This is a genomic window from Aeromonas sp. FDAARGOS 1403, from assembly GCF_019047325.1.
Classification (GTDB): Bacteria; Pseudomonadota; Gammaproteobacteria; order Enterobacterales; family Aeromonadaceae; genus Aeromonas; species Aeromonas dhakensis.
Map to the genome: position 1 here is coordinate 379063 of NZ_CP077249.1, position 22013 is coordinate 401075.

Sequence of the window (22013 nt, forward strand, 5' to 3'; positions counted from 1 at the left end):
GTCTCTCGCGTTAACCTTTGCAAGGTCGTGCCGGGCAGCGAGTCCCGGCACGACACTTGATCCTCTTACGCGTACAGCGGGTTGACCTTGTCGGCATCGATGCCGTACTTGGCGATGGCCTCGGCCACAACCTGCTTGTCTACCTCGCCGCGCTTGGCCAGTTCGGTCAGGGCAGCAACCACTACGTAGAACTCGTTCACTTCGAAGTGACGACGCAGGTTGGCACGGCTGTCGGAACGGCCGTAACCGTCGGTACCCAGCACGCGGTAGTTTTCGGTCGGCACGAAGGCACGCACCTGATCGGCGAAGGACTTCATGTAGTCGGTCGCGGCGATGGTGGCTTCGCTGCCCAGTACCTGAGCGATGTAGGGAACGCGAGCCTCGGCAGTCGGGTGCAGCATGTTCCAGCGATCCGCGTCCTGACCGTCACGAGCCAGCTCGTTGAAGGAGGTGACGCTGAACACGTCGGAACCGATGCCGTATTCGCTGGCCAGGATCTGGGCGGCGGTGCGCACGTGACCCAGGATGGAGCCACAACCCAGCAGCTGTACCTTGGCCTTGGTGCCTGCCACGGTTTCCAGCTTGTAGATACCCTTGCGGATGCCTTCCTCGGCGCCTTCCGGCATGGCCGGCATGGCGTAGTTCTCGTTCAGAGTGGTGATGTAGTAGAACACGTTCTCCGGGTTCTCACCGTACATGCGGCGCAGACCGTCCTGTACGATCACCGCCACTTCGTAGGCGTAGGACGGGTCGTAGGAGACGCAGTTCGGGATGGTGTTGGCCAGGATGTGGCTGTGACCATCTTCGTGCTGCAGACCTTCGCCGTTCAGGGTAGTACGACCGGAGGTCGCACCCAGCAGGAAGCCACGGGCTTGCTGGTCACCGGCTGCCCACGCCATGTCGCCGATCCGCTGGAAGCCGAACATGGAGTAGTAGATGTAGAACGGGATCATCGGGCAATCGTTGGTGCTGTAAGAGGTCGCAGCAGCCAGCCAGGAGGACATGGCACCCAGCTCGTTGATACCGTCTTGCAGAACCTGACCCTGCTTGTCTTCCTTGTAGTAGGAGACGATGTCGCGGTCTTGCGGGGTGTACTGCTGACCGTGCGGGCTGTAGATACCGATCTGGCGGAACAGGCCTTCCATACCGAAGGTACGGGCTTCGTCAGCCAGGATCGGCACGATGCGCTTGCCGATGGACTTGTCTTTCAGCATCACGTTCAGGGAGCGCACGAACGCCATGGTGGTGGAGATTTCACGCGCCTGTTCACCCAGCAGCGGACCAAAGGCATCCAGTGCCGGGATTTCCAGCTTGGTGGTGCTCTCGCGCAGACGGGTCGGTACATAACCCTTCAGCGCGGCACGACGGGCGTGCAGGTACTTGTGCTCTTCGGTACCCTCTTCGATCTTCAGGTACGGCAGGTTTTCCAGTTGCTCGTCGGTCACCGGCAGGTTGAAGCGATCGCGCAGGTGACGCACTGAGCCCAGATCCATCTTCTTGACCTGGTGAGCGATGTTCTTGCCTTCGGCCGCTTCGCCCATGCCATAGCCCTTGATGGTCTTGGCCAGGATCACGGTCGGCTTGCCCTTGGTCTGTGCAGCCTTGGAGAAAGCGGCAAACAGTTTGCGAGGATCGTGACCACCGCGGTTCAGGGCGAAGATCTCCTCGTCGGTCATGTCTTTGACCAGCGCGGCGGTTTCCGGGTAACGGTTGAAGAAGTGCTCGCGCACGTAGCCGCCATCGCGGGACTTCATGGTCTGGTAGTCACCATCCACGGTCTCGTTCATCAGCTGGATCAGCTTGCCGGAAGTGTCTTTCTTCAGCAGCTCATCCCACTTGCGACCCCAGATGACTTTGGTGACGTCCCAGCCGGCGCCGGCGAACAGGCCTTCCAGCTCGTTGATGACCTTGCCGTTGCCGACAACCGGGCCATCCAGACGCTGCAGGTTGCAGTTGACCACGAACACCAGGTTGTCGAGCTTTTCACGCACGGCAACGGTCAGGGCGCCCTTGGCTTCCGGCTCGTCCATCTCGCCGTCACCCAGGAAGGCGTAAACGGTCTGCTCGGAGCAATCCTTGATGCCACGGTCGGTCAGGTACTTCAGGAAGCGGGCCTGATAGATGGCGGCGATGGGGCCCAGACCCATGGAGACGGTCGGGAACTGCCAGAATTCCGGCATCAGTTTCGGGTGCGGGTAGGAAGGGATACCCTTGCCATCCACTTCCTGACGGAAGTTGTCCAGCTGCTCTTCGGTCAGGCGACCTTCGGCAAATGCACGGGCGTAGATGCCCGGGGAGATGTGCCCCTGGAAGTAAACCAGGTCGCCACCGTCCTTCTCGTTGCGGGCACGGAAGAAGTGGTTGTAGCAGACTTCGTAGATGGTCGCGGAAGAGGCGAAGGAAGACATGTGACCGCCCAGGTCCAGGTCTTTCTTGGAGGCGCGCAGCACGATCATCATGGCGTTCCAGCGGATGATGGCGCGAATGCGACGCTCCATCTCCAGGTCGCCCGGGTAAGCCGGCTCGTCGCTGGACGGGATGGTGTTGATGTAGTCGCGATTTGCCTTGGCAGCCACGTCCACACCGCTTGCGCGGGCTTTCTCGGCCAACTGTTCAAGGATGAACTGAGCGCGTTGCGGACCCTCTTCACGCAGCAGGGATTCCAGAGAGGCAAGCCACTCCAGCGTTTCTATCGGGTCCACATCGTTCTTCAGGATATCAGACATGGCTGGTTCCTATTATGTTGTGATTGCACGGCATTGCACGGCGAAGGGCGCAAGCATTCGACAATAAAGCCTTGTGGGATTAGTTTTCCTGCTGACGGATCCGACGCATGGATCGCTGGATCCGGCTGTCTTCCCTCTGCATATCCAACAAGGTGTCCTCGATAAAGGCCAGGTGCTCATGACAAGCTGCCCTGGCCCGCTCCGGAGCCCCCGACAGGATAGCCTCGATCAGATGCGCGCGATGGCGACGGATCTTGGCGACCACTCCCGGACGGCGATTCAGAATTTCGTTATTGCGTAAAATGTTCTGCTCAAGCATGGGGCCCATGGCCCGCAGCAGATGCAGCAGCACCACGTTGTGGGACGCCTCGGCCACCGCCAGATAGAACTGGGTGACGGCAGCGGATTCGGCTACCAGCGAGCCTTGCTGGCCAGCCTCCTCGATGGCGGACTGCACCTGACGGATCCGCTCGAAATCGGCTTCCGTTCCCCGCAATGCAGCATAGTAGGCACAGATGCCTTCCAGCGCGTGGCGAAACTCCAGCAGGTCGTACTGGGCTTCCGGGTGGGTGCTGAGCAGCTCGAACAGGGGATCGGCGATCCCTTTGCTCAAGGCATTCTGTACGTAAGTGCCGCCGCCCTGACGACGATACAAGAGTCCTCTTGCCTCGAGGCGCTGGATGGCTTCGCGCAGCGAAGGGCGCGAAACCTGAAACTGGATGGCCAGTTCCCGCTCGGGCGGCAACTTCTGGCCCGGCTGCAAACTGCCTTCCAGAATCATCTGTTCCAGCTCGGCGACAATGGCGTCGGCCAACTTGGGTTGAGTAATCTTGAGATAGGGCATGAGGCTGTTTTGTTAAATTGGTATTACCAATTTCATGAATGGGGCGAAAATTAGCAGAGGGCATGGGAAAAGTCCACCCAAAAGATGATCTGAATCAAGAATCAACCTTGCCACTTAAGGGGTAAATAGAGGGATTTATGATTTGCCTCATAGAAATTGGTCAGACCAATATTTTTGACGTGGCTCACAGGCAACATTTGATCAACAGCGAATAAAAATGGCCTGCCATAGAGGCAAGCCATTGTTTTAAAAACACAAACTTATTTTTAGAATATTTACTTAAAGTTGAGTGCCTGGCGATATCGCTGCCATTCGAAACTCTCACCCGGATCCGTCTTGCGCCCCGGCGCTATGTCGCAATGGCCGACGATGCGATCCGCCGTGATGGCGGGATAATGACTCGACAAGGTTCGGCTGAGCCCAACCAATACCTCATACTGTGCGTCCGTGTAGGGCAGTTCGTCGGTCCCTTCCAGCTCGATGCCGATGGAGAAGTCGTTGCACGCCTCCCTCCCCTGCCAGCTAGATACCCCGGCATGCCAGGCTCTGGCACCAAACGGCACATACTGCACCAGTTCACCATCGCGCCGGATCAGGCAGTGGGCCGAGACCCGCAGTTGATGAATGTCGGCAAAGTAGGGATGAGCCGCGGGATCCAGCCTGCCCATAAAGAGATCGTCGATGAAGGGGCCGCCGAACTCGCCTGGCGGCAGGCTGATGCCATGCACCACCAGCAGAGATATGTCGCTCGGGCTGGCCCGCTCGTTGTGGTGGGGAGAGGGCACCTGGCGAGCCTCCCGGCACCAGCCGGCGGCGTCGATGGAAAACGTGAGGTCAGGATGGGTCATCGGCTACTCGATACGAGTTGAGGGGAAAAGCGCGATCCGGGCCGGCATCTTGTCACCAAGCCGCTGAATCAGTGGAAAATTGTGTGTTAGGCTGGGTCATCTTTGGCTCGATATGGATGAGGTATGCAGCAAACGGCGCGCTGGTTCTGGCTACTGGCCTGGCTCTCTTTGATGGGCCTGCTGACCCTCTACTTTCACTCCCGCACCCAACCGAGTGTCACCGCCAGCGGCGAACTCCTGCTGAGGGCCGACCAGAGCGGCCACTATCGACTGGAGGGTGCCATCAACGGCCAGCCGGTGCAACTGCTGCTCGATACCGGCGCAACGCGCATCACAGTGCCGCAACGGGTCGCCGAGCGGCTCGGCCTGACCGCCCACGGCAGCAGCCAGGTGAATACGGCTGCCGGCTTTATCCGGGTCGGCAACGGCTCCATCGAAACGCTGGCGATGGGACCATTGACCTTGTACGATCTGGCCATCTTTATCAACCCGGCGGCGGCTGGCGACGAGGTGCTGGTAGGCATGAATGCCCTCGGCCGGCTGGAGCTGGTTCAAAAGGAGCGGCAGTTGCTGCTCAGACCTTTGCAGGAATAAAGGCATGCTACAACAGGACATCCGTCGCGCCGTGCGCGCCGCACTACTCGAAGATTTGGGCGACGCCCTCACCGCGCTGGACCAACCGGATGCCAGCGCCGATATCACGGCCCAGCTGATCCCGGCGGATCGCATCTCGACGGCCCGCGTCATAACCCGCGAAGCCGGTGTCTTCTGTGGCCAACCCTGGGTAGACGAGGTATTCACCCAGCTTGGCGGCGATGTGCAAGTGGAGTGGCTGGTGCAGGATGGTGAAGTGCTCACCCCCAATCAGGAGCTGTTTCGTCTGCACGGCCCGGCTCGCACCCTGCTGACCGGCGAGCGCAATGCGCTGAACTTCGTGCAGACCCTCTCCGGCGTCGCCACCCTCACCGCCCGCTACGTGGCCGAGCTGGCAGGCACAGATTGCCGCCTGCTCGACACCCGCAAGACCCTGCCCGGCCTTCGCAGCGCCCAGAAGTATGCGGTCACCTGCGGCGGTGGCAAGAATCACCGCATCGGCCTCTATGACGCCTATCTTATCAAGGAGAACCATATTCTCGCCTGTGGTGGCATAGCGCAGGCCATTGCCGAGGCTCGCCGGCTCAATCCGGGCAAACCGGTGGAAGTCGAGGTCGAATCCCTGGCCGAGCTGGCACAGGCGCTGGCAGCCCAGGCAGACATAGTAATGCTGGACAACTTCGACGTGCCCATGATGCGCGAGGCCGTTGCACTCAATCAGGGGCGGGCCAAGCTGGAAGTGTCCGGCAACGTCACGCTGGACACCCTGGCCGAATATGCGGCTACCGGTGTCGACTTCATTTCGGTCGGTGCCCTGACCAAACATGTGCGGGCCCTTGATCTCTCGATGCGTTTTATCTAGCCGAAGGGCGTTCACCATGCCCCGTCGGGCCGGTGACATATAACAAGATGAAGGACTTGCAAAAGGCGCCATAGGCGCCTTTTCTTTAAGGCAGGATCCCTCGGCAAAGGAGTGTGAGATGGACCCATCCCCGCCAGCTAAAAAGAGTCGATAGGGGCTCTTCATCCATGATTTATATCAAATTTTTCGCAAATGACAGAAAGATTGTTAACAAAGACCCCGACCTCTGTTGCCAAGTCGGACAGCTCGGATAAGATACTGACGTGTGGATAGTTTTCCACCGGCACTTCCCAGGAACCAAGGACAAAAAGGATATTTGAAATGAAGAAACAATCAGGCTTTACCCTTATCGAATTGATGATCGTGGTCGCGATCGTCGCCATCCTGGCCGCCATTGCGCTGCCGGCTTATCAGAACTACACCAAAAAATCGAAGATGACCGAGTTGGTGGCAGCTACTGGTAGCCTGAAGACCCAAATCGAGGTCTGCATGCAAAGCTACGGCGCCGACCAATGCAACAACGGGGTTAATGCTATGCCGAGCGGGGCAGTATCTTCTGGTCGTGCTACGTTGACTTATGCTGGGACAGCCACAGCAGGCAACGCAATCACAATTACTGCGGTACCAGTCGATAATACAGTACTGGCTCCTCTTACTACCTCTGACTCTTTCATCATGACGGCATCAGCAGCAGTTCCCCTTGTCTGGACGAAGAAGTGTGAAAACCCGACAGGTACAGCTCAAACTGACTACTGCCCATAATGACATCTAGTCCCAATAGCGGCCTGGCGTTAAGCCTGGCCGCCTCTTCCCTGCTCAGTGAGTCCGACTCACAGCGCTATCTGAGCCAGGCCAAGGCGCAGCGCAAGCCCTTTGTGACCTTTCTGATCGAGAACGAAATCCTCGACAGCAAGGCGCTGGCCGACTTCTGCGAGCTGGAATATGGGGTACCTCTGCTGGATCTTGCCGCCTTCGACCTGGCCGAGATCCCGCAGAAGTACCTCAATCAGAAGCTGATTGAGAAACACCATGTGCTGCCCATCTACACCCAGGGCCACACCCTCTATATCGCCATGTCCGACCCGACCAATGTGTCGGCACTGGAGGATTTTGGCTTCAGCTTCGGGCTGCACACCGAGGCCTTGCTGGTCGAGGAGAACAAGCTGACCGCCGCCATCAGCAAGCTGATGGAGAGCGATCAGGACGCCCTTGGCATGGAGGAGATCGACGAGTCCGAGATTTCCGAGCTGGAAGTGTCTGACGAGGGGTCACGACTCGACGAGAGCGTCAACACGGCGGACGATGACGCCCCCATCGTCAAATACATCAACAAGATCATGATGGATGCCATCAAGCGCGGTGCATCCGACCTCCACTTCGAGCCCTATGAGACCAAGTACCGTATTCGCTTTCGGATAGACGGGATCCTGCATGAGGTAGCAACGCCGCCGGTCAATCTGGCCAACCGCTTCTCGGCCCGACTCAAGGTGATGGCGCGCCTGGACATCGCCGAACGGCGGCTGCCCCAGGATGGCCGCATCAAATTGAAAATGTCGCGCAACAAGTCGATGGACATGCGGGTCAACACCCTGCCTACCATGTGGGGCGAGAAGATCGTGATCCGTCTGCTCGACTCTTCCGCTGCGCGCCTCAATATCGAGCAGCTCGGCTTCGACGATCGGCAGAAGGCGCAATATCTGCGTGCGCTCTCGAAGCCTCAGGGCATGATCCTGGTGACCGGTCCGACCGGCTCGGGCAAGACGGTGTCGCTCTACACCGGCCTGAACATCCTCAACACCACAGAGGTGAATATTTCGACCGCCGAAGACCCGGTGGAGATCAACCTGCCAGGAGTCAATCAGGTGCAGGTCAACCCCAAGGCCGGGCTGACCTTCGCCAGTGCCCTGCGCTCCTTCCTGCGCCAGGATCCCGACGTAGTGATGGTCGGGGAAATACGGGATCTTGAAACCGCCGAGATCGCCATCAAGGCGGCACAAACCGGCCACCTGGTGCTCTCCACATTGCACACCAACTCGGCGGCCGAAACACTGACCCGGATGATGAACATGGGGGTGCCCGCCTTCAACATCGCCTCCTCGGTTACCCTGATCATGGCCCAGCGACTGGCACGCAAGCTGTGTGACCACTGCAAGGCCCCCGAAGTGGTGCCGGAGGCTGAACTGTTGGAGTTGGGGTTCACCCAACAGCAGCTGGCAGCAGGCTTGCGGCTGTTCAAGCCGGTTGGTTGCAAGGAGTGTTCGGGCGGCTACAAGGGGCGGGTCGGCATCTACGAAATCCTGTTGATGTCCGAAAATATTGCAAAATTGATCATGCAGGGAGCCAACTCCATGCAAATTGCGGCCATTGCCCAGAAGGAGGGCATGCGGACCTTGCGTACCTCCGGTCTTGAGAAGGCCCGGCTGGGGGTGACCAGCCTGGCCGAGATAAACCGGGTAACAACCAACTGACAGAGTCTATCGCTCAGCCGATTCATCCAGGTGCCGCCGGCCCTGGCGATTTCCATCAGGCCGAGGCTGCTTCTCTTAGCGACAAGCAAGCCGGGCCCCATTGCAGGACGCAGTGATGGCAACGCTAACCCAGAAACAGAATGCCCCCAAGAAAGTCTTCGCCTTTCGCTGGAGCGGGGTGAACCGCAAGGGCCAGAAGGTCTCCGGCGAGCTGCAGGCCGACAGCATCAACACGGTCAAGGCCGAGCTGCGCAAGCAGGGCGTCAACGTCACCAAGGTGAGCAAGAAGAGTCAGGGGCTCTTCTCCAAGGGCGGCGCCAGGATCAAGCCGATGGACATTGCCGTCGTCTCTCGCCAGATCACCACCATGCTGTCGGCCGGCGTACCTCTGGTCCAGAGCCTGCAGATCATCGCTCGCAGCCACGAGAAGGCGGCCATGCGCGAGCTGATGGGCCAGATAGCCGCCGATGTGGAGACCGGCACCCCCATGTCCGAGGCGCTGCGCCGCCATCCCCGCCACTTCGATGATCTCTATTGCGACCTGGTCGAGGCGGGCGAGCAGTCCGGCGCCCTGGAGACCATCTACGACCGCATCGCGACTTATCGCGAAAAGTCCGAAGCGCTCAAATCCAAGATCAAGAAGGCCATGTTCTACCCCACAATGGTCATCCTGGTCGCCATTGTCGTCACTTCCATTCTGCTGCTGTTTGTCATTCCGCAGTTTGAGGACATCTTCAAGAGTTTCGGCGCCGAGCTGCCCGCCTTTACCCAGTTCGTCATCGGCATCTCCCGCTTCATGCAGAACTGGTGGTATATGATCTTTGGCGGGGTTGCACTCGCCATCTTCCTCTACGTGCGAGCCTGGCGCACCTCGCAGAAAGTCAGAGACAACACCGACAAGTTCATTCTGACCATCCCGGTGGTCGGCATGATATTGCACAAGGCCGCCATGGCCCGCTTCGCCCGCACCCTCTCCACCACCTTTTCTGCTGGTATCCCGCTGGTGGATGCCCTGATCTCCGCCGCAGGCGCCTCCGGCAACTATGTCTATCGCACCGCCGTCATGGCCATTCGCAACGAGGTGGTGGCCGGCATGCAGATCAACGTGGCCATGCGCACCGTCGATCTCTTCCCCGACATGGTGATCCAGATGGTGATGATTGGCGAGGAGTCAGGCGCCATCGATGATATGCTCTCCAAGGTCGCTACCATCTTCGAACAAGAGGTGGACGATCTGGTCGACGGCCTCACCAGCCTGCTGGAACCTCTCATCATGGTGGTGCTGGGGGTACTGGTCGGCGGCATGGTGGTCGCCATGTACCTGCCCATCTTCAAACTGGGGTCGGTCATCCACTGACCCCCAACCAATCCGGAACCCGATGTTGCTGATCACTGACGTTTTTCACAGCCTGTCCTGGCTCTATTTTTCGCTGGTATTCCTCTTCTCTCTGATGATCGGCAGTTTTCTCAACGTGGTGATCCATCGCCTGCCCATCATGCTGGAGCGGGAGTGGCAGGCCGAATACCTCAGCTATTTCAACCCAGAGACACAACTGCAGCAGGAGGAACGCTACAACCTGATGGTGCCGCGTTCTGCCTGCCCCCATTGCGGCCACGCCATCACGGCCATGGAGAATATCCCCCTGCTCAGCTGGCTCTGGCTCAAGGGTCGCTGCCGTGAATGTCAGGCCCCCATCTCGGCCCGTTATCCGCTGGTGGAGCTGCTGACAGCTCTGCTCTCGCTGGTCGTCGCCGCAACATTTCCACCGAGCTGGGGCTTGCTGGCCGCCCTGCTGCTCACCTGGGTGCTGGTGGCGCTCACTTTCATCGATCTGGACAAGATGCTGCTGCCGGATCAGCTGACCCTGCCACTGCTGTGGGGTGGCCTGCTGTCCAATCTGGCAGGGGGATTCGTTCCGCTGGCCGATGCGGTGATCGGTGCCATGGCCGGCTATCTGGTGCTCTGGAGCCTCTACTGGGCCTTCAAGCTGCTGACCGGCAAGGAAGGGATGGGCTACGGCGACTTCAAGCTGCTGGCGGCGCTGGGGGCCTGGCTCGGCTGGCAGGCCCTGCCCATCGTGTTGCTGCTCTCCTCCCTGGTCGGCGCCATAATAGGGATAAGTCTCATCCTGCTGCGTAACCATCATCAGGGCAAACCCATCCCTTTCGGGCCCTACCTGGCCATCGCCGGCTGGATCGCGCTGCTGTGGGGCGATACCATCACCCGCTGGTACCTCACGACGTTTCTCTGATCAAAGGCAGCACTGACCCATGTATGTAGTCGCAATTACTGGCGGGATTGGCAGCGGCAAGACCACGGTTGCCAATCAGTTTGCCGAGCTGGGCATCGAAGTAGTGGATGCGGACATCATCGCCCGCGAGGTAGTGGAACCCGGCACCCCGGCCCTGGCCGCCATCGCCGCCCATTTTGGCGCAAACGTCATCGCCCCCGATGGCCGGCTCGATCGCCGCCAGCTGCGTGAGCGGGTCTTCACTGACCCGCAGGCCAAGGGCTGGCTCAACGCCCTGCTCCATCCCCTCATTCGCAGCGAGATGCAGCGCCAGTGCGCGGCCGCGCGCTCCCCCTATTGCCTGCTGGTGGTGCCCCTGCTAGTGGAAAACCGGCTCACCGCACTGGCCAACCGGGTACTGGTGATCGACGTGGACGAAGCGACCCAGATTGAGCGTACCTGTCGCCGGGACGGCGTGAGCCGTGAGCAGGCTGAGGCCATCCTGGCCGCCCAGGCGAGCCGGACCGAGCGGCTGGCGGCAGCCGACGATGTGCTGGACAACCAGAACAGCACGCCCGAGGCAATAAAGAGCCGAATTTTCGCGCTGCACGAGACATATCTGGCATTTGCCTCTCAACAAGCCCGCCAACTGTGAGTACACTAGGCCGGTTTATGGCTGGCCAGGATTAGGCATGATTTACGATTTTCCCCTCAATGAAAAAAGCCGGACCTATCTTCGTCTGGAGTCCCTGTTTTCCCAGATCCGCGACAATCTGGAGAGCGACCAGCCCTGGGCACACATCGCCTTTTTCAAGGGCCTGTTCGACCTGCAGGAGTTGCTGGAGCGCGGTGACCTGCGTGCCGACCTGATTAAAGACCTGGAGCGCCTCAGCCAGCGCCTGAGCCACTGGGCCAGCCTGCCAGACGTCGACCTGGAGCAGATCAACCTGATGCAGCAGGAGAGCACCCAGCTCTCCCGCAACCTGCTGAGTGCACCGCGGCCCGGTGCCCGCCTGAAAGAGGACCGGCTGCTTGGCTCCATCCGCCAGCGCTTCTCCATCCCGGGTGGGCTCTGTGCCTTCGACGTGCCGCAACTGCACCACTGGCTTGCCACCCCGGCCATCGCCCGTCATCAGCAGATGCAGCTGTGGCTGAGCGACATCAACCTGTTGATGAATGCCATCTCCCTGCTGCTGCGCCTGTGGCGCGAATCCGGCAACTTCAGTGAACAGGTGGCCGTCAACGGCTTCTTCCAGGATACCGCCGAGAGTGCCGAGCTGATCCGCATTCGCCTGAGCGGCACCCAGCAGTGCTACCCGACCCTGAGCGGCCACAAGAACCGGTTTGCCCTGCGCTTTTTGCCCACCGCGGAGCAGCAGATCGGTGACGTGCCCTTCCAGCTGGCCTGCTGCTAAGGAGCATCCATGGTGACCAAGGTAAAGTGCCCGACCTGCCAGACCGAGCTGGAATGGGGCCCGCAGAGCCCGTTTCGCCCGTTCTGCAGCAAGCGCTGCCAACTGATCGATCTCGGCGAGTGGGCCGACGAGGAGAAGCGGATCCCGGGGGAAATAGACCCGGAGCTGCTGCCCTACCCCGAAGAGGGGGAGCAGTGGCAGTAAGCCAGCAAGCAAAAAGGGCCGATTCGGCCCTTTTTATTTTGGTATGCACTGCGGCTCATATCAGCCCTGTGCGGCCAGCGATGCCTGCAGGCGCGTCACGATCGGGCCATTGGCGTCGGGGAAGTGGTACTCGTGCAGCGAGACCAGCGGCACCCAGCGACACTCCTGCCCCTCCTTGCCAAACGGCTCGCCGCTGAAGCGGGTCACCTTCCAGATATCCAGCAGTACCTGCTTGTCCGGGTAGTCGTGATGCAGCTCCATGAAGGGAGCGCAATCCTGCACCCGGATCCCGATCTCTTCCCACAGCTCCCTGTCCAGCGCGGTGAGCAGATCCTCTCCGGCTTCCACCTTGCCGCCGGGGAATTCCCAGCGATCCCCCTGATGACGATCGGCGGAGCGTCTGGCGATGAAGATATCGCCCCGTTCGTTCTCGATGACGCCGACCGCCACCCAGATCCGTTTCTTCTGTTCCATCATTGTCCTCAGCGTAAACATGGCAAACGGGCAATCCAGGGCGCCAGCCGGCGGGCCTGTGTTTCCCCTTGTGCCGTAAAGATATCCTGCCCCACATGCTCGCTCCCGTCCGGGGCGGGCAGCGGCCAGGGGGTGGCGCCAGACGGCGTGAAGCAGCGGTCATGCACCAGACAGCTCTGCGAGAGATAACCCCAGAGCCGGTCGCGCAAAAACCACTGGTCGATATTCGGCGTCTCCATGACGTCCGGCTGATAGGCTTCGAGCAGGGGCGCCAGTGGCGGCAGCACACCGGCCACCCCACCCCACATGCCCGCCAGCACCAGATCGGTATGACTCCACCAGTCGCGCATGATATGAAACCAGCGCGTCGATGCAAGCCACTCCTGTACCGCCAGCCGCTCGCGCACACCCGGTACCGAATCCACATCCCGCACCAGAAAGCGCCCCACCCGCGGATCGTTGGCTACCTGAAAGCGCCAGCAGAGGCGCCGACGCAAAGATTGACCGGCGGGTTGCAGCAACAGCTCGGCCCCCAGTTCGCGCAGCGCAGCGAGCAGCTCGGCAGGCACGCTCTCATCCACGTAGAAACGCACCCGCCAACCCGGATAGAGATAGGCGGCCGCCAGCACATTGTCGATGGCGCCCCGCAGGTAACGAGGGGCACTGCCCCACAGCGAGAAGGCGATGACATCCGGTTTGTCTGCCGCCAGCCAGGCCGACGGTGCGACTGCCGGCAGAGTCCAGTCTGACGGCGCCTTGTCGCTCACCCGAGCCTTTAGCTCCAGCGAGCGGGTTCCCGCCACGGCAGCCTCGGCGTGGCGCTCCAGCTTGGCCAGCGAGGCGCAGAGAGCATCCAGCGCATGGAAGTCGTCGGGGAGACGCTGCAACAGGGTCTGCAGCCGCGCCACCGCCTGTTCGTATTGACCGGATCGTGACAGACAAGAGCAGAGGTTGCGCAGCACCTCGTCGTTGCCAGGTTCGGCCTTGTGAGCCATCTCCAGTACCTGGGCCGCCGACGCCGGGTCACCGCACAAAAAGAGGTAATAGGCAAACTGCAGTTGCAGAGCCACCGGCTTGACCGCGTTGGCATTGAGTCTCGCCAGCAGTTGCTGGATGGCAACCTGACGTTGACCGGCCAGCCAGCTGGTGTGGGCCGCGGCATCCCAGCCCGTCGGCATCTTGCTCATGACGCTTCTCCTCCCTTGCCAGAAATGAATGCACCGCCCGGAGGCGGTGCATCATGCTCATGGCGCTATCAGGTCAACTGACCGTGGCAGTGCTTGTATTTCTTGCCGGAGCCACAAGGGCAGGGATCGTTGCGCCCCACCTTCTGCTCGTCCCGCACGAAGGTGACCGGGCCCGCTTCGGCCTGCTCTTCATCGGCCAGCTGGTTGTCGGCCGTCGCGTGGGTGTAGGTACGGGGAGCGGCCTCGGCCTGCTGGCGCTGCTGCTCTTCCATCGCCTCCACGTCGCGCTCCTGTACCTGTACCCGGCTCAGGATGCTGACCACGTCGCGTTTGAGGGTCTCCAGCATCTGGGTGAACAGATCGAAGGATTCGCGCTTGTACTCCTGCTTGGGGTTCTTCTGGGCGTAACCGCGCAGATGGATGCCCTGACGCAGGTGATCCATGGCCGCCAGATGCTCTTTCCACAGGCCGTCCAGGGTCTGCAGCATGACCGCCTTCTCGAAGTTGCGCAGCACCTCTTTACCAACCAGCTCTTCCTTGTGGGCATAGAGCTTGGTGGCTTCATCCAGGATGCGCTCGCGCAGCTTCTCTTCATACAGCTTGTCGTCTTCCGCCAGCCACTGCTGCAGCGGCAGATCGAGGGCGAAATCAGACTTCAGGCGGGCTTCCAGACCCGGCACGTCCCACATCTCTTCCAGAGACTGGGGCGGGATGTACTCGTCGATGATGGCGCCGTAGACGTCGTCACGGATGACGTGGATGGTCTCGGAGATGTCGCTGGTGTCCAGCAGCTCGTTGCGCTGCTCGTAAACCACCTTGCGCTGGTCGTTGGCCACGTCGTCAAACTCCAGCAGGCTCTTGCGGATGTCGAAGTTGCGACCTTCCACCTTGCGCTGGGCGTTCTCGATGGCCTTGGTCACCCAGGGGTGCTCGATGGCTTCGCCCTCTTCCATGCCCAGCTTCTTCATCATGCCGGTCACGCGATCGGAGGCGAAGATCCGCATCAGGGTATCTTCCATGGAGAGGTAGAAGCGGGAGGAGCCCGGGTCACCCTGACGACCGGAACGGCCGCGCAGCTGGTTGTCGATACGACGGGACTCGTGACGCTCGGTACCGATAATGTGCAGACCACCGGCGGCCAGCACCGCATCGTGACGCACCTGCCAGGCGGCCTTCAGCTCGGCGATCTGCTCCTCGCTCGGGTTCTCCAGCTGGGCGATTTCCGCTTGCCAGTTGCCACCCAGCACTATGTCGGTACCACGACCGGCCATGTTGGTGGCGATGGTGACGGCACCGGTCTGGCCAGCCTGGGCAACGATCTCCGCCTCCATGGCGTGGAACTTGGCGTTCAACACCTTGTGCGGGATCTTCTCCTTGGTCAGGATGCCGGAGAGCAGCTCGGAGTTCTCGATGGAGACGGTACCGACCAGCACCGGCTGGCCGCGTTCGACGCAACCACGGATGTCTTCGATGATGGCGGCATACTTCTCGTTGGCGGTCAGGTAGACCAGATCGCCCATGTCCTTGCGCACCATCGGCTTGTTGGTCGGGATAACCACGGTATCCAGGCCATAAATCTGCTGGAATTCAAAGGCTTCGGTATCGGCAGTACCCGTCATGCCCGCCAGCTTGTCGTACAGACGGAAGTAGTTCTGGAAGGTGATGGAGGCCAGCGTCTGGTTCTCGTTCTGGATCTTGACCCCTTCCTTCGCCTCGACCGCCTGGTGCAGACCGTCGGACCAGCGACGACCCGGCATGGTACGGCCGGTGTGCTCGTCGACGATGACGATCTCGTCCTTCTGGACTATGTAGTCGACGTTGCGTTCAAACAGGGTGTGCGCACGCAGGCCGGCGTTGACGTGGTGCAGCAGGCTGATGTTGGTGGCGGAGAACAGGGAGTCGTCTTCGGCCAGCAGCCCCTCTTTCTTGAGCAGCTCTTCCACGAAGATCTGGCCGTTTTCGGTCAGCAGCGCCTGACGGTTCTTCTCGTCCACCGTGTAGTGGCCGTCGCCGGTGTACTCTTCAGAGTCTTCTTTGTCCTGCTTCACCAGCAGCGGGATCAGCTTGTTGACGCGGATATAGAGCTCGGAGCTGTCTTCGGCCGGGCCGGAGATGATGAGCGGGGTACGGGCTTCATCGATGAGCACCGAGTCCACCTCATCCACCAGCGCGTAGTTGAGCGGACGCTGCACGCGCTGCTCGGGCGAGAACGCCATGTTGTCGCGCAGGTAGTCGAAACCGAATTCGTTGTTGGTACCGTAGGTGATGTCGGCAGCGTAGGCGTCGCGCTTCTGGGACGCATCCATGCCAGGCACGTTGCAGTCGACCGTCATGCCGAGGAAGGCAAACAGCGGGCGGTTCGCCTCGGCGTCACGCTTGGCCAGATAGTCGTTCACCGTCACCACGTGCACACCGCGGCCGCTCAGGGCATTCAGGTAGGCCGGCAGGGTGGCGGTGAGGGTTTTACCTTCACCCGTTTTCATTTCGGCGATACGGTTGGAGTTCAGCACCATGCCGCCGATCAGCTGCACGTCGAAATGACGCATGCCGAACACCCGACGGGAGGCTTCACGCACGGTGGCAAAGGCCTCCGGCAGCAGCTGCTCCAGCGTCTCACCCTGCTCCAGACGCTGACGATACTCGGCCGTCTTGGCCTGCAGCTGTGCATCGGACAGAGCTTCGAACTGCGGCTCCATCGCGTTGATCTGTTTTACAATTTTACGCAAAGCCTTGAGCGTTCTGTCGTTCCGGCTGCCGATAATCTTGGTAAGCAGTGTGCTAATCATGGGTACCAACTATTTCTGGTTATATAAGCGTTCCGTCACTGGAACCTGGAGAAAAAAACCTAACCCCGTCTGGCATTGAGAAAACGCGCGGGGTCCACCTGACGACCATCTTTCAACACTTCGTAATGCAAATGGACCCCGGTCGCGCGACCGGTGCGTCCCATCAAGGCAATTTTCTGGCCCTCATCGACCAAGGTGCCCACTTCGACCAGCAACTTGGAGTTGTGGGCATAGCGGGTCACCAGACCATTGCCGTGGTTGATCTCCACCATGTTGCCAAATTCCGGATGACGGCCCGCCCAGCTTACAACGCCTGGGCCCGTTGCCAGGATGGGGGTGCCGGGCTTGCCACGGAAATCCACCCCTTTGTGCATCTTGGCACGACCATTGAACGGATCGACCCGGCCACCGAAGCCAGAGGAGACCCAAACCCGCTCCTGCTTGACCGGTGTTCCGGAGATGAAACCGGCATCGGTTATATGGTGATTCATGATGAAAGATTCAAGTACCGACAGCTGCTCTTCACGACTACTGAGCTGTTGGCTGAGATGCTTCATGGAGTCCTGCAGCTCGTTGAGACTGACTTCCAGATCCGCATCATAGGAGGGACCGCCCATGGGGGGCAGCTCCTTGAAATTGAACTCCTCGGGGTCGAGGTCGGCTTTTTCGGTCAGCCGCTCTCCGAGTGCATTGAGTCGACCCAGCTGCCCCTGCATGGTGCCCACCTGGGCGGCCAGCATGGCAAGCTGTTCGCGGGCTTCGTCAGCCCCTTGCGTGGATTTTTGCTGTTCGGCCATGGCCAGCGCCACTTCCAGCGCGTCCATCTTTTGCTGCCAGCTCTGCCAGAGCCAGCCGCCCCCCAGGGCCAATACAGTGAAGAGGATACCGCCGACCCAGGCCAGACGTTGTTTGGGCAAGTGCAACCTGCGTCGCTGCTTACCGTGGAGGATCAGGGTAATGCTCATAGAAATCAGTCTGCTCGGTCAGGTGTGGCCATGGGCCGACACGGAAAATAAAACCGGGAGATAATCGGTATTACAGAATGGAGTAAACAAATGACGGAACGTCGGTGCGGAGAGAGGACCGACGTTCCGTTGCACGGCTATCAGGCCAGAACCAGACCGTTATCGTAGTAAGCGATAGGCGCTTTGTCGCCCTCACCCTCGAAGGTCACCAGTTCCCAGGCCTCCTGCTTGGCCAGCAAGGCACGCAGCAGTTTGTTGTTCAGGGCATGGCCGGTCTTGTAGGCACGGAATTCGCCAATGATGCTGCGATTGCACATGTACAGATCGCCAATCGCATCCAGCATCTTGTGTTTGACGAATTCGTCTTCGTAGCGCAGACCATCTTCGTTCAGTACCCGGTAGTCATCCAGCACCACGGCGTTTTCCAGGCTGCCGCCCAGCGCCAGGTTCTGGGAACGCAGGTACTCGATGTCACGCATGAAGCCGAAGGTACGGGCACGGCTGATCTCTTTCACGAAAGAGGCACCGGAGAAGTCCAGCACGCAACGCTGATTGCGTCCTTCAAATACCGGATGCTGGAAGTCGATCTCGAGATCCATCTTGAAGCCGTTGCGATAGGGGTGGAATTCCGCCCACTTGTCGCCGTCTTCAACCCGGATGCTCTGCTTGATCCGCACAAACTGCTTGGGCGCATTCTGTTCACGGATACCAACTTCTTGCAGCAGGTAGATAAAGGGGTGCGCACTGCCGTCCATCACCGGGATCTCGGGCGCATCAACCTCGACATAGAGATTGTCGATGCCCATCCCGGCCAGTGCGGCAGAGAGGTGCTCAATGGTAGAGACACGGACACCGGCTTCGTTCACCAGAGCGGTACAAAGCACGGTATCACGCACCTGATCGGCATTGGCTGGCAGCTCTACCACAGGATTCAGATCGGTACGCAAGTAAACGATCCCTGTGTTAACAGGCGCCGGACGGAACGTCATTGTGACTTTCCGGCCCGAATGCAGGCCGACACCAGTGGCCTGGACACTCGTTTTCAAGGTTCTTTGTCTAATCATGGGCGTATCCGCTTAACAGCTCAAATTCCTGACCAGATGGTCGTGGGCAGGCCATCTTAGCACATTCCTTAAGCAACAAACAAACCAGCGTCATTAGAGGCTTAGTCAGCTTGCTTGCGCAGGAACGCAGGAATATCGAGATAATCCGGTTCGCGACGAGCTTGCGGCTCGGCGTTGACCACCTTGGCCGGCGCCTCTTCCATCACGCGAGACTGCAGGGCTTCGCTGATCAGGGGCTGACGGGCCGGACGCTCTTGTACCATGTTGTTCTTCACCAGGGTGATGTCGGGCTTGCGCTCGGCACCGATACCGGTAGCAACCACGGTCACGCGCAGTTCGTCGTGCATTTCCGGGTCGATTACGGTACCCACCACCACGGTGGCGTTTTCGGAGGCGAAGGCCTTGACCGCGTTACCGACGGTTTCGAACTCTTCGATGGTCATGTCCATGCCGGCAGTGATGTTGACCAGGATGCCGCGGGCACCGGCCAGATCCACGTCTTCCAGCAGCGGGCTGGAGATGGCCTTCTCGGCCGCTTCTTCGGCACGGTCATCACCGGAGGCGGAACCGGTACCCATCATGGCGGTACCCATTTCGCGCATCACGGTACGCACGTCCGCGAAGTCGACGTTGATCAGACCCGGACGGGTGATCAGTTCGGCAATGCCCTGTACCGCACCCAGCAGTACATCGTTGGCCGCCTTGAAGGCGTCCAGCAGGGAGATGCCACGACCCAGCACCTTCAGCAACTTGTCGTTGGGGATGGTGATCAGGGAGTCGACGTTCTTGGACAGCTCTTCGATACCGTGAGCGGCGAAGCCCATCCGTTTTTTCCCTTCGAAGGAGAACGGCTTGGTTACGACAGCAACTGTCAGGATACCCATCTCGCGGGCCACTTCGGCCACGATCGGGGCAGCGCCGGTACCGGTACCACCACCCATGCCGGCGGCGATGAACACCATGTCGGAGCCGGTCAGCAGCTCGCGCAGCGCTTCCCGATCTTCCATGGCCGCGTCACGACCCACTTCCGGGTTGGCCCCGGCCCCCAGACCCTTGGTGATGCCACCACCGATCTGCAGGGTTGTGTTGGCACTGGAGTTGCGCAGCGCCTGGGCGTCGGTGTTGACGGTAATGAACTCGACACCTTCGATGTTTTGACGAACCATGTGTTCGACCGCGTTGCCGCCGCCGCCACCCACACCAATCACTTTGATGACGGCTTCGTCAGTGTGGCTATCCATAAATTCAAACATGTTGTCTCTCCGCTTTATTTGCCTGACTCAGCAAAATCTTTTAGAACTCGCCACGCAACCAGTTGCTGACCCGTTTGACCAGCCCACCTACGCTTGCCTTGGCGGCATATTCCTTGCTACTGCCGGTGGATTGATGGGTGCGGCCATACTGCAGCAACCCGACCGCAGTCGAGTACACAGGCGCCTGCACGTAATCACTCAATCCCCGGATATTCATGGGCTCCCCTACCCGGACCTGGCTCTGGAAGATCTGCTCTGCGCACTCCACAATGCCTTCGATCTGGGCAGCGCCGCCGGTCAAGACCACACCGGCTGCAAGCTGATGCTTGACCCCCTGCGCTTTCAATTCGCTTTGTACCCGCACCAGCTCATCATTCACCATGGAGAGCAACTCGGTGTAACGGGGCTCGATCACTTCGGCCAGTGTCTGCCGCTGCAGGCTGCGCGCCGGACGACCGCCGACACTGGGTACTTCAATATTGTCTTCCTTGCTGACCAGCCGGCCCAGGGCGCAGCCGTAGCGCACCTTGATCGCCTCCGCATCCAGCGGCGGAGTGCCGAAGGCGTAGGCGATGTCGCTGGTCACCGTGCTGCCGGCGTACGGGATCACCTTGGTGTGACGCAGGGCGCCGCCGGTAAACAGCGACATGTCCATGGTGCCACCACCTATGTCCACCACGCAGACACCCAGCTCTTTCTCGTCTTCGGTCAGCACGGCGTAGCTGGACGCCAGCGCGGAGAAGATCAGCTGATCCACCCGCAGACCCACCTTCTCAACGCACTTCTCGATGTTGCGAGCCATGTCGTTGTGGCAGGTGATCAGGTGCACCTTGGCGGCCATCCGCACGCCGGACAGACCGACCGGGTTCTTGATCCCTTCCTGGTAGTCGATGGCGAACTCCTGGGGCAGCACGTGCAGCACCCGCAGCTCATCGGACAACCGCACCGACTTGGCGGTGTGGATGACGTTGTCCACGTCTTCCTGGGTCACCTCTTCATCGGAGATGGGCACCATGCCGGTTTCGTTGCGACAGTCGATATGCTTGCCGGACAACCCCAGATAGACGGAGCTGATCTGGCAGTCGGCCATCATCTCGGCCTCTTCCACCGCACGGCGCAGGGACTTGACCACGGAATCGAGATCGTTGACCCCCCCCTTGTCCATGCCACGAGAGGCGTGACTGCCCATGCCGATGACATTGAGCTCACCGTCTGGCAGCACTTCGCCAACCAGAACCGCCACCTTGGTTGTGCCGATATCCAGTCCGACAATCAGATTTCTATCTGCGGTTTTGGTCATTCACTTTCTCTTCGTTCTTCTTCCAGCCAACTGCCATCCCGGTGTCGTATCGAAGATCCACGTAAGCAACCCGCTCACGGGGCTCGATGACCGGAAAGGCATCGATAAACCGCTGCAGTCGAAGCGCGATATCCGAGCGCCCCAAAAACAGCTGAATGTTGCCATCCAGGGTCAGTTCCCAGGCATGGCGAGGGGTCAGATTCACCCCCAGCAGCTTGTATCCTCTGGCCGCCAGCTGCGCCTCGTACTGACGGCTGGCCTCCAGCACCTTGACGGCCTGATCCTCAGGCCCGGACAGCTGCATCAGAGGGGTCTTCACCCTGTCCGGCGCACTGAACACCTCACCCTTGGTGTTGACGAAGCGGTTGCCGTTCCAGCGTGCCGCTACCGCCTGTTCGGTGAGGTAGACCTTGATCTTGTTGGGCCACTTCTTGCGTACCGAGACCTGGGCCACCCAAGGCAAGGCGTTCAACCGCGCCTGCAATTCGTTCACGTCCAACTCGAAGAAGTTGCGCAGTTCGGCGCCATCCAGCACGGCGCTGCGCAGTTCATCGGTTTGCAAATACTGGTGTTGCCCCTGCAGCAACAGCTCGCTCATGGGCAACCGATTGGCATCCGTCAGCCAATCTTTAACATCCAGCGCGGTCTGGTAGAGGCCCCACATGACCAGGAGGAAAAATCCCACCCCGGCGATGAAGCCTCCCTTGGTGCGCCCTTGTGCCCTTGCCTCCACCCGATCGATCCCCGTTTAACGCGCCATGCCGGCCCTTTGCAGGCCGGTTCGCCATTATA

The 22013-nt window shown here is 60.1% G+C and carries 20 protein-coding genes; 9 read left to right on the forward strand and 11 right to left on the reverse strand.

Going from position 1 to position 22013, the window contains the following annotated elements:
• Window positions 1-65: 65 nt before the first annotated feature.
• The 3 genes from aceE to ampD form a co-directional block, all read right to left on the reverse strand.
• The gene (gene aceE, locus I6L33_RS01900; RefSeq protein ID WP_005305627.1) at window positions 66-2726 is read right to left on the reverse strand and encodes a pyruvate dehydrogenase (acetyl-transferring), homodimeric type; all 2661 of its coding nucleotides are present in this window, start codon (window positions 2724-2726) and stop codon (window positions 66-68) included.
• Between the two features lie 79 nt (window positions 2727-2805).
• Window positions 2806-3570 carry a pyruvate dehydrogenase complex transcriptional repressor PdhR gene (gene pdhR, locus I6L33_RS01905; RefSeq protein ID WP_005305630.1) on the reverse strand — a complete coding sequence of 255 codons (765 nt, stop codon included), beginning with the start codon at window positions 3568-3570 and terminating at the stop codon, window positions 2806-2808.
• Between the two features lie 275 nt (window positions 3571-3845).
• On the reverse strand, window positions 3846-4418 hold the full coding sequence (gene ampD / locus I6L33_RS01910; protein ID WP_208200766.1) for a 1,6-anhydro-N-acetylmuramyl-L-alanine amidase AmpD: 573 nt from the start codon (window positions 4416-4418) through the stop codon (window positions 3846-3848).
• 123 nt (window positions 4419-4541) lie between these two features.
• On the opposite strand from ampD, the gene I6L33_RS01915 reads away from it, so the two are divergent.
• The 9 genes from I6L33_RS01915 (at window position 4542) to yacG (ending at window position 12192) form a co-directional block, all read left to right on the forward strand.
• Complete coding sequence (locus I6L33_RS01915; RefSeq protein ID WP_043171614.1) at window positions 4542-5012, forward strand: TIGR02281 family clan AA aspartic protease; 471 nt, start codon at window positions 4542-4544, stop codon at window positions 5010-5012.
• A 4-nt stretch (window positions 5013-5016) separates the two neighbouring features.
• On the forward strand, window positions 5017-5874 hold the full coding sequence (nadC, locus tag I6L33_RS01920) for a carboxylating nicotinate-nucleotide diphosphorylase (RefSeq protein WP_017779054.1): 858 nt from the start codon (window positions 5017-5019) through the stop codon (window positions 5872-5874).
• Window positions 5875-6195: 321 nt separating this feature from the next.
• Entirely contained in the window at window positions 6196-6636 is a 441-nt protein-coding gene (locus I6L33_RS01925) for a prepilin-type N-terminal cleavage/methylation domain-containing protein (RefSeq protein ID WP_010635961.1), read from the forward strand.
• Window positions 6627-8342, forward strand: coding sequence for a PilB family type IVa pilus assembly ATPase TapB (gene tapB, locus I6L33_RS01930; protein ID WP_185450531.1), 1716 nt, complete (start codon window positions 6627-6629; stop codon window positions 8340-8342). The genes I6L33_RS01925 and tapB overlap by 10 nt, the downstream gene beginning before the upstream one ends.
• Before the next feature lie 115 nt (window positions 8343-8457).
• Window positions 8458-9699 (forward strand): type II secretion system F family protein, encoded by a 1242-nt coding sequence (locus I6L33_RS01935; protein WP_216973468.1) that lies wholly within the window; start codon window positions 8458-8460, stop codon window positions 9697-9699.
• A gap of 22 nt (window positions 9700-9721) precedes the next feature.
• Window positions 9722-10594 (forward strand): A24 family peptidase, encoded by an 873-nt coding sequence (locus I6L33_RS01940; protein ID WP_017779053.1) that lies wholly within the window; start codon window positions 9722-9724, stop codon window positions 10592-10594.
• Between the two features lie 19 nt (window positions 10595-10613).
• Window positions 10614-11228, forward strand: coding sequence for a dephospho-CoA kinase (gene coaE / locus I6L33_RS01945; protein ID WP_010635958.1), 615 nt, complete (start codon window positions 10614-10616; stop codon window positions 11226-11228).
• A gap of 37 nt (window positions 11229-11265) precedes the next feature.
• Complete coding sequence (gene zapD / locus I6L33_RS01950) at window positions 11266-11988, forward strand: cell division protein ZapD (RefSeq protein ID WP_010635957.1); 723 nt, start codon at window positions 11266-11268, stop codon at window positions 11986-11988.
• Between the two features lie 9 nt (window positions 11989-11997).
• Entirely contained in the window at window positions 11998-12192 is a 195-nt protein-coding gene (gene yacG, locus I6L33_RS01955; RefSeq protein ID WP_005305661.1) for a DNA gyrase inhibitor YacG, read from the forward strand.
• Window positions 12193-12252: 60 nt separating this feature from the next.
• Here yacG and mutT read toward each other — a convergent pair whose 3' ends face one another.
• The 8 genes from mutT to I6L33_RS01995 all read right to left on the reverse strand — a co-directional run bounded on the left by mutT (window position 12253) and on the right by I6L33_RS01995 (window position 21954).
• Window positions 12253-12666 carry an 8-oxo-dGTP diphosphatase MutT gene (gene mutT / locus I6L33_RS01960; protein ID WP_010635956.1) on the reverse strand — a complete coding sequence of 138 codons (414 nt, stop codon included), beginning with the start codon at window positions 12664-12666 and terminating at the stop codon, window positions 12253-12255.
• An 8-nt stretch (window positions 12667-12674) separates the two neighbouring features.
• Window positions 12675-13853 carry a tetratricopeptide repeat protein gene (locus I6L33_RS01965; protein ID WP_010635955.1) on the reverse strand — a complete coding sequence of 393 codons (1179 nt, stop codon included), beginning with the start codon at window positions 13851-13853 and terminating at the stop codon, window positions 12675-12677.
• A gap of 68 nt (window positions 13854-13921) precedes the next feature.
• Entirely contained in the window at window positions 13922-16639 is a 2718-nt protein-coding gene (gene secA, locus I6L33_RS01970) for a preprotein translocase subunit SecA (RefSeq protein WP_010635954.1), read from the reverse strand.
• 59 nt (window positions 16640-16698) lie between these two features.
• On the reverse strand, window positions 16699-17604 hold the full coding sequence (locus tag I6L33_RS01975) for a M23 family metallopeptidase (RefSeq protein ID WP_005305673.1): 906 nt from the start codon (window positions 17602-17604) through the stop codon (window positions 16699-16701).
• A 140-nt stretch (window positions 17605-17744) separates the two neighbouring features.
• The gene (lpxC, locus tag I6L33_RS01980; protein ID WP_011707578.1) at window positions 17745-18668 is read right to left on the reverse strand and encodes a UDP-3-O-acyl-N-acetylglucosamine deacetylase; all 924 of its coding nucleotides are present in this window, start codon (window positions 18666-18668) and stop codon (window positions 17745-17747) included.
• 101 nt (window positions 18669-18769) lie between these two features.
• Entirely contained in the window at window positions 18770-19921 is a 1152-nt protein-coding gene (ftsZ, locus tag I6L33_RS01985) for a cell division protein FtsZ (protein WP_005305686.1), read from the reverse strand.
• A 40-nt stretch (window positions 19922-19961) separates the two neighbouring features.
• A complete protein-coding gene (gene ftsA / locus I6L33_RS01990; RefSeq protein ID WP_005305690.1) occupies window positions 19962-21221 on the reverse strand; it encodes a cell division protein FtsA in 1260 nt (419 codons plus the stop codon).
• Window positions 21202-21954, reverse strand: coding sequence for a cell division protein FtsQ/DivIB (locus I6L33_RS01995; RefSeq protein WP_005305694.1), 753 nt, complete (start codon window positions 21952-21954; stop codon window positions 21202-21204). Before I6L33_RS01995 ends, ftsA begins: the two co-directional genes overlap by 20 nt.
• Between the last annotated feature and the right edge of the window lie 59 nt (window positions 21955-22013).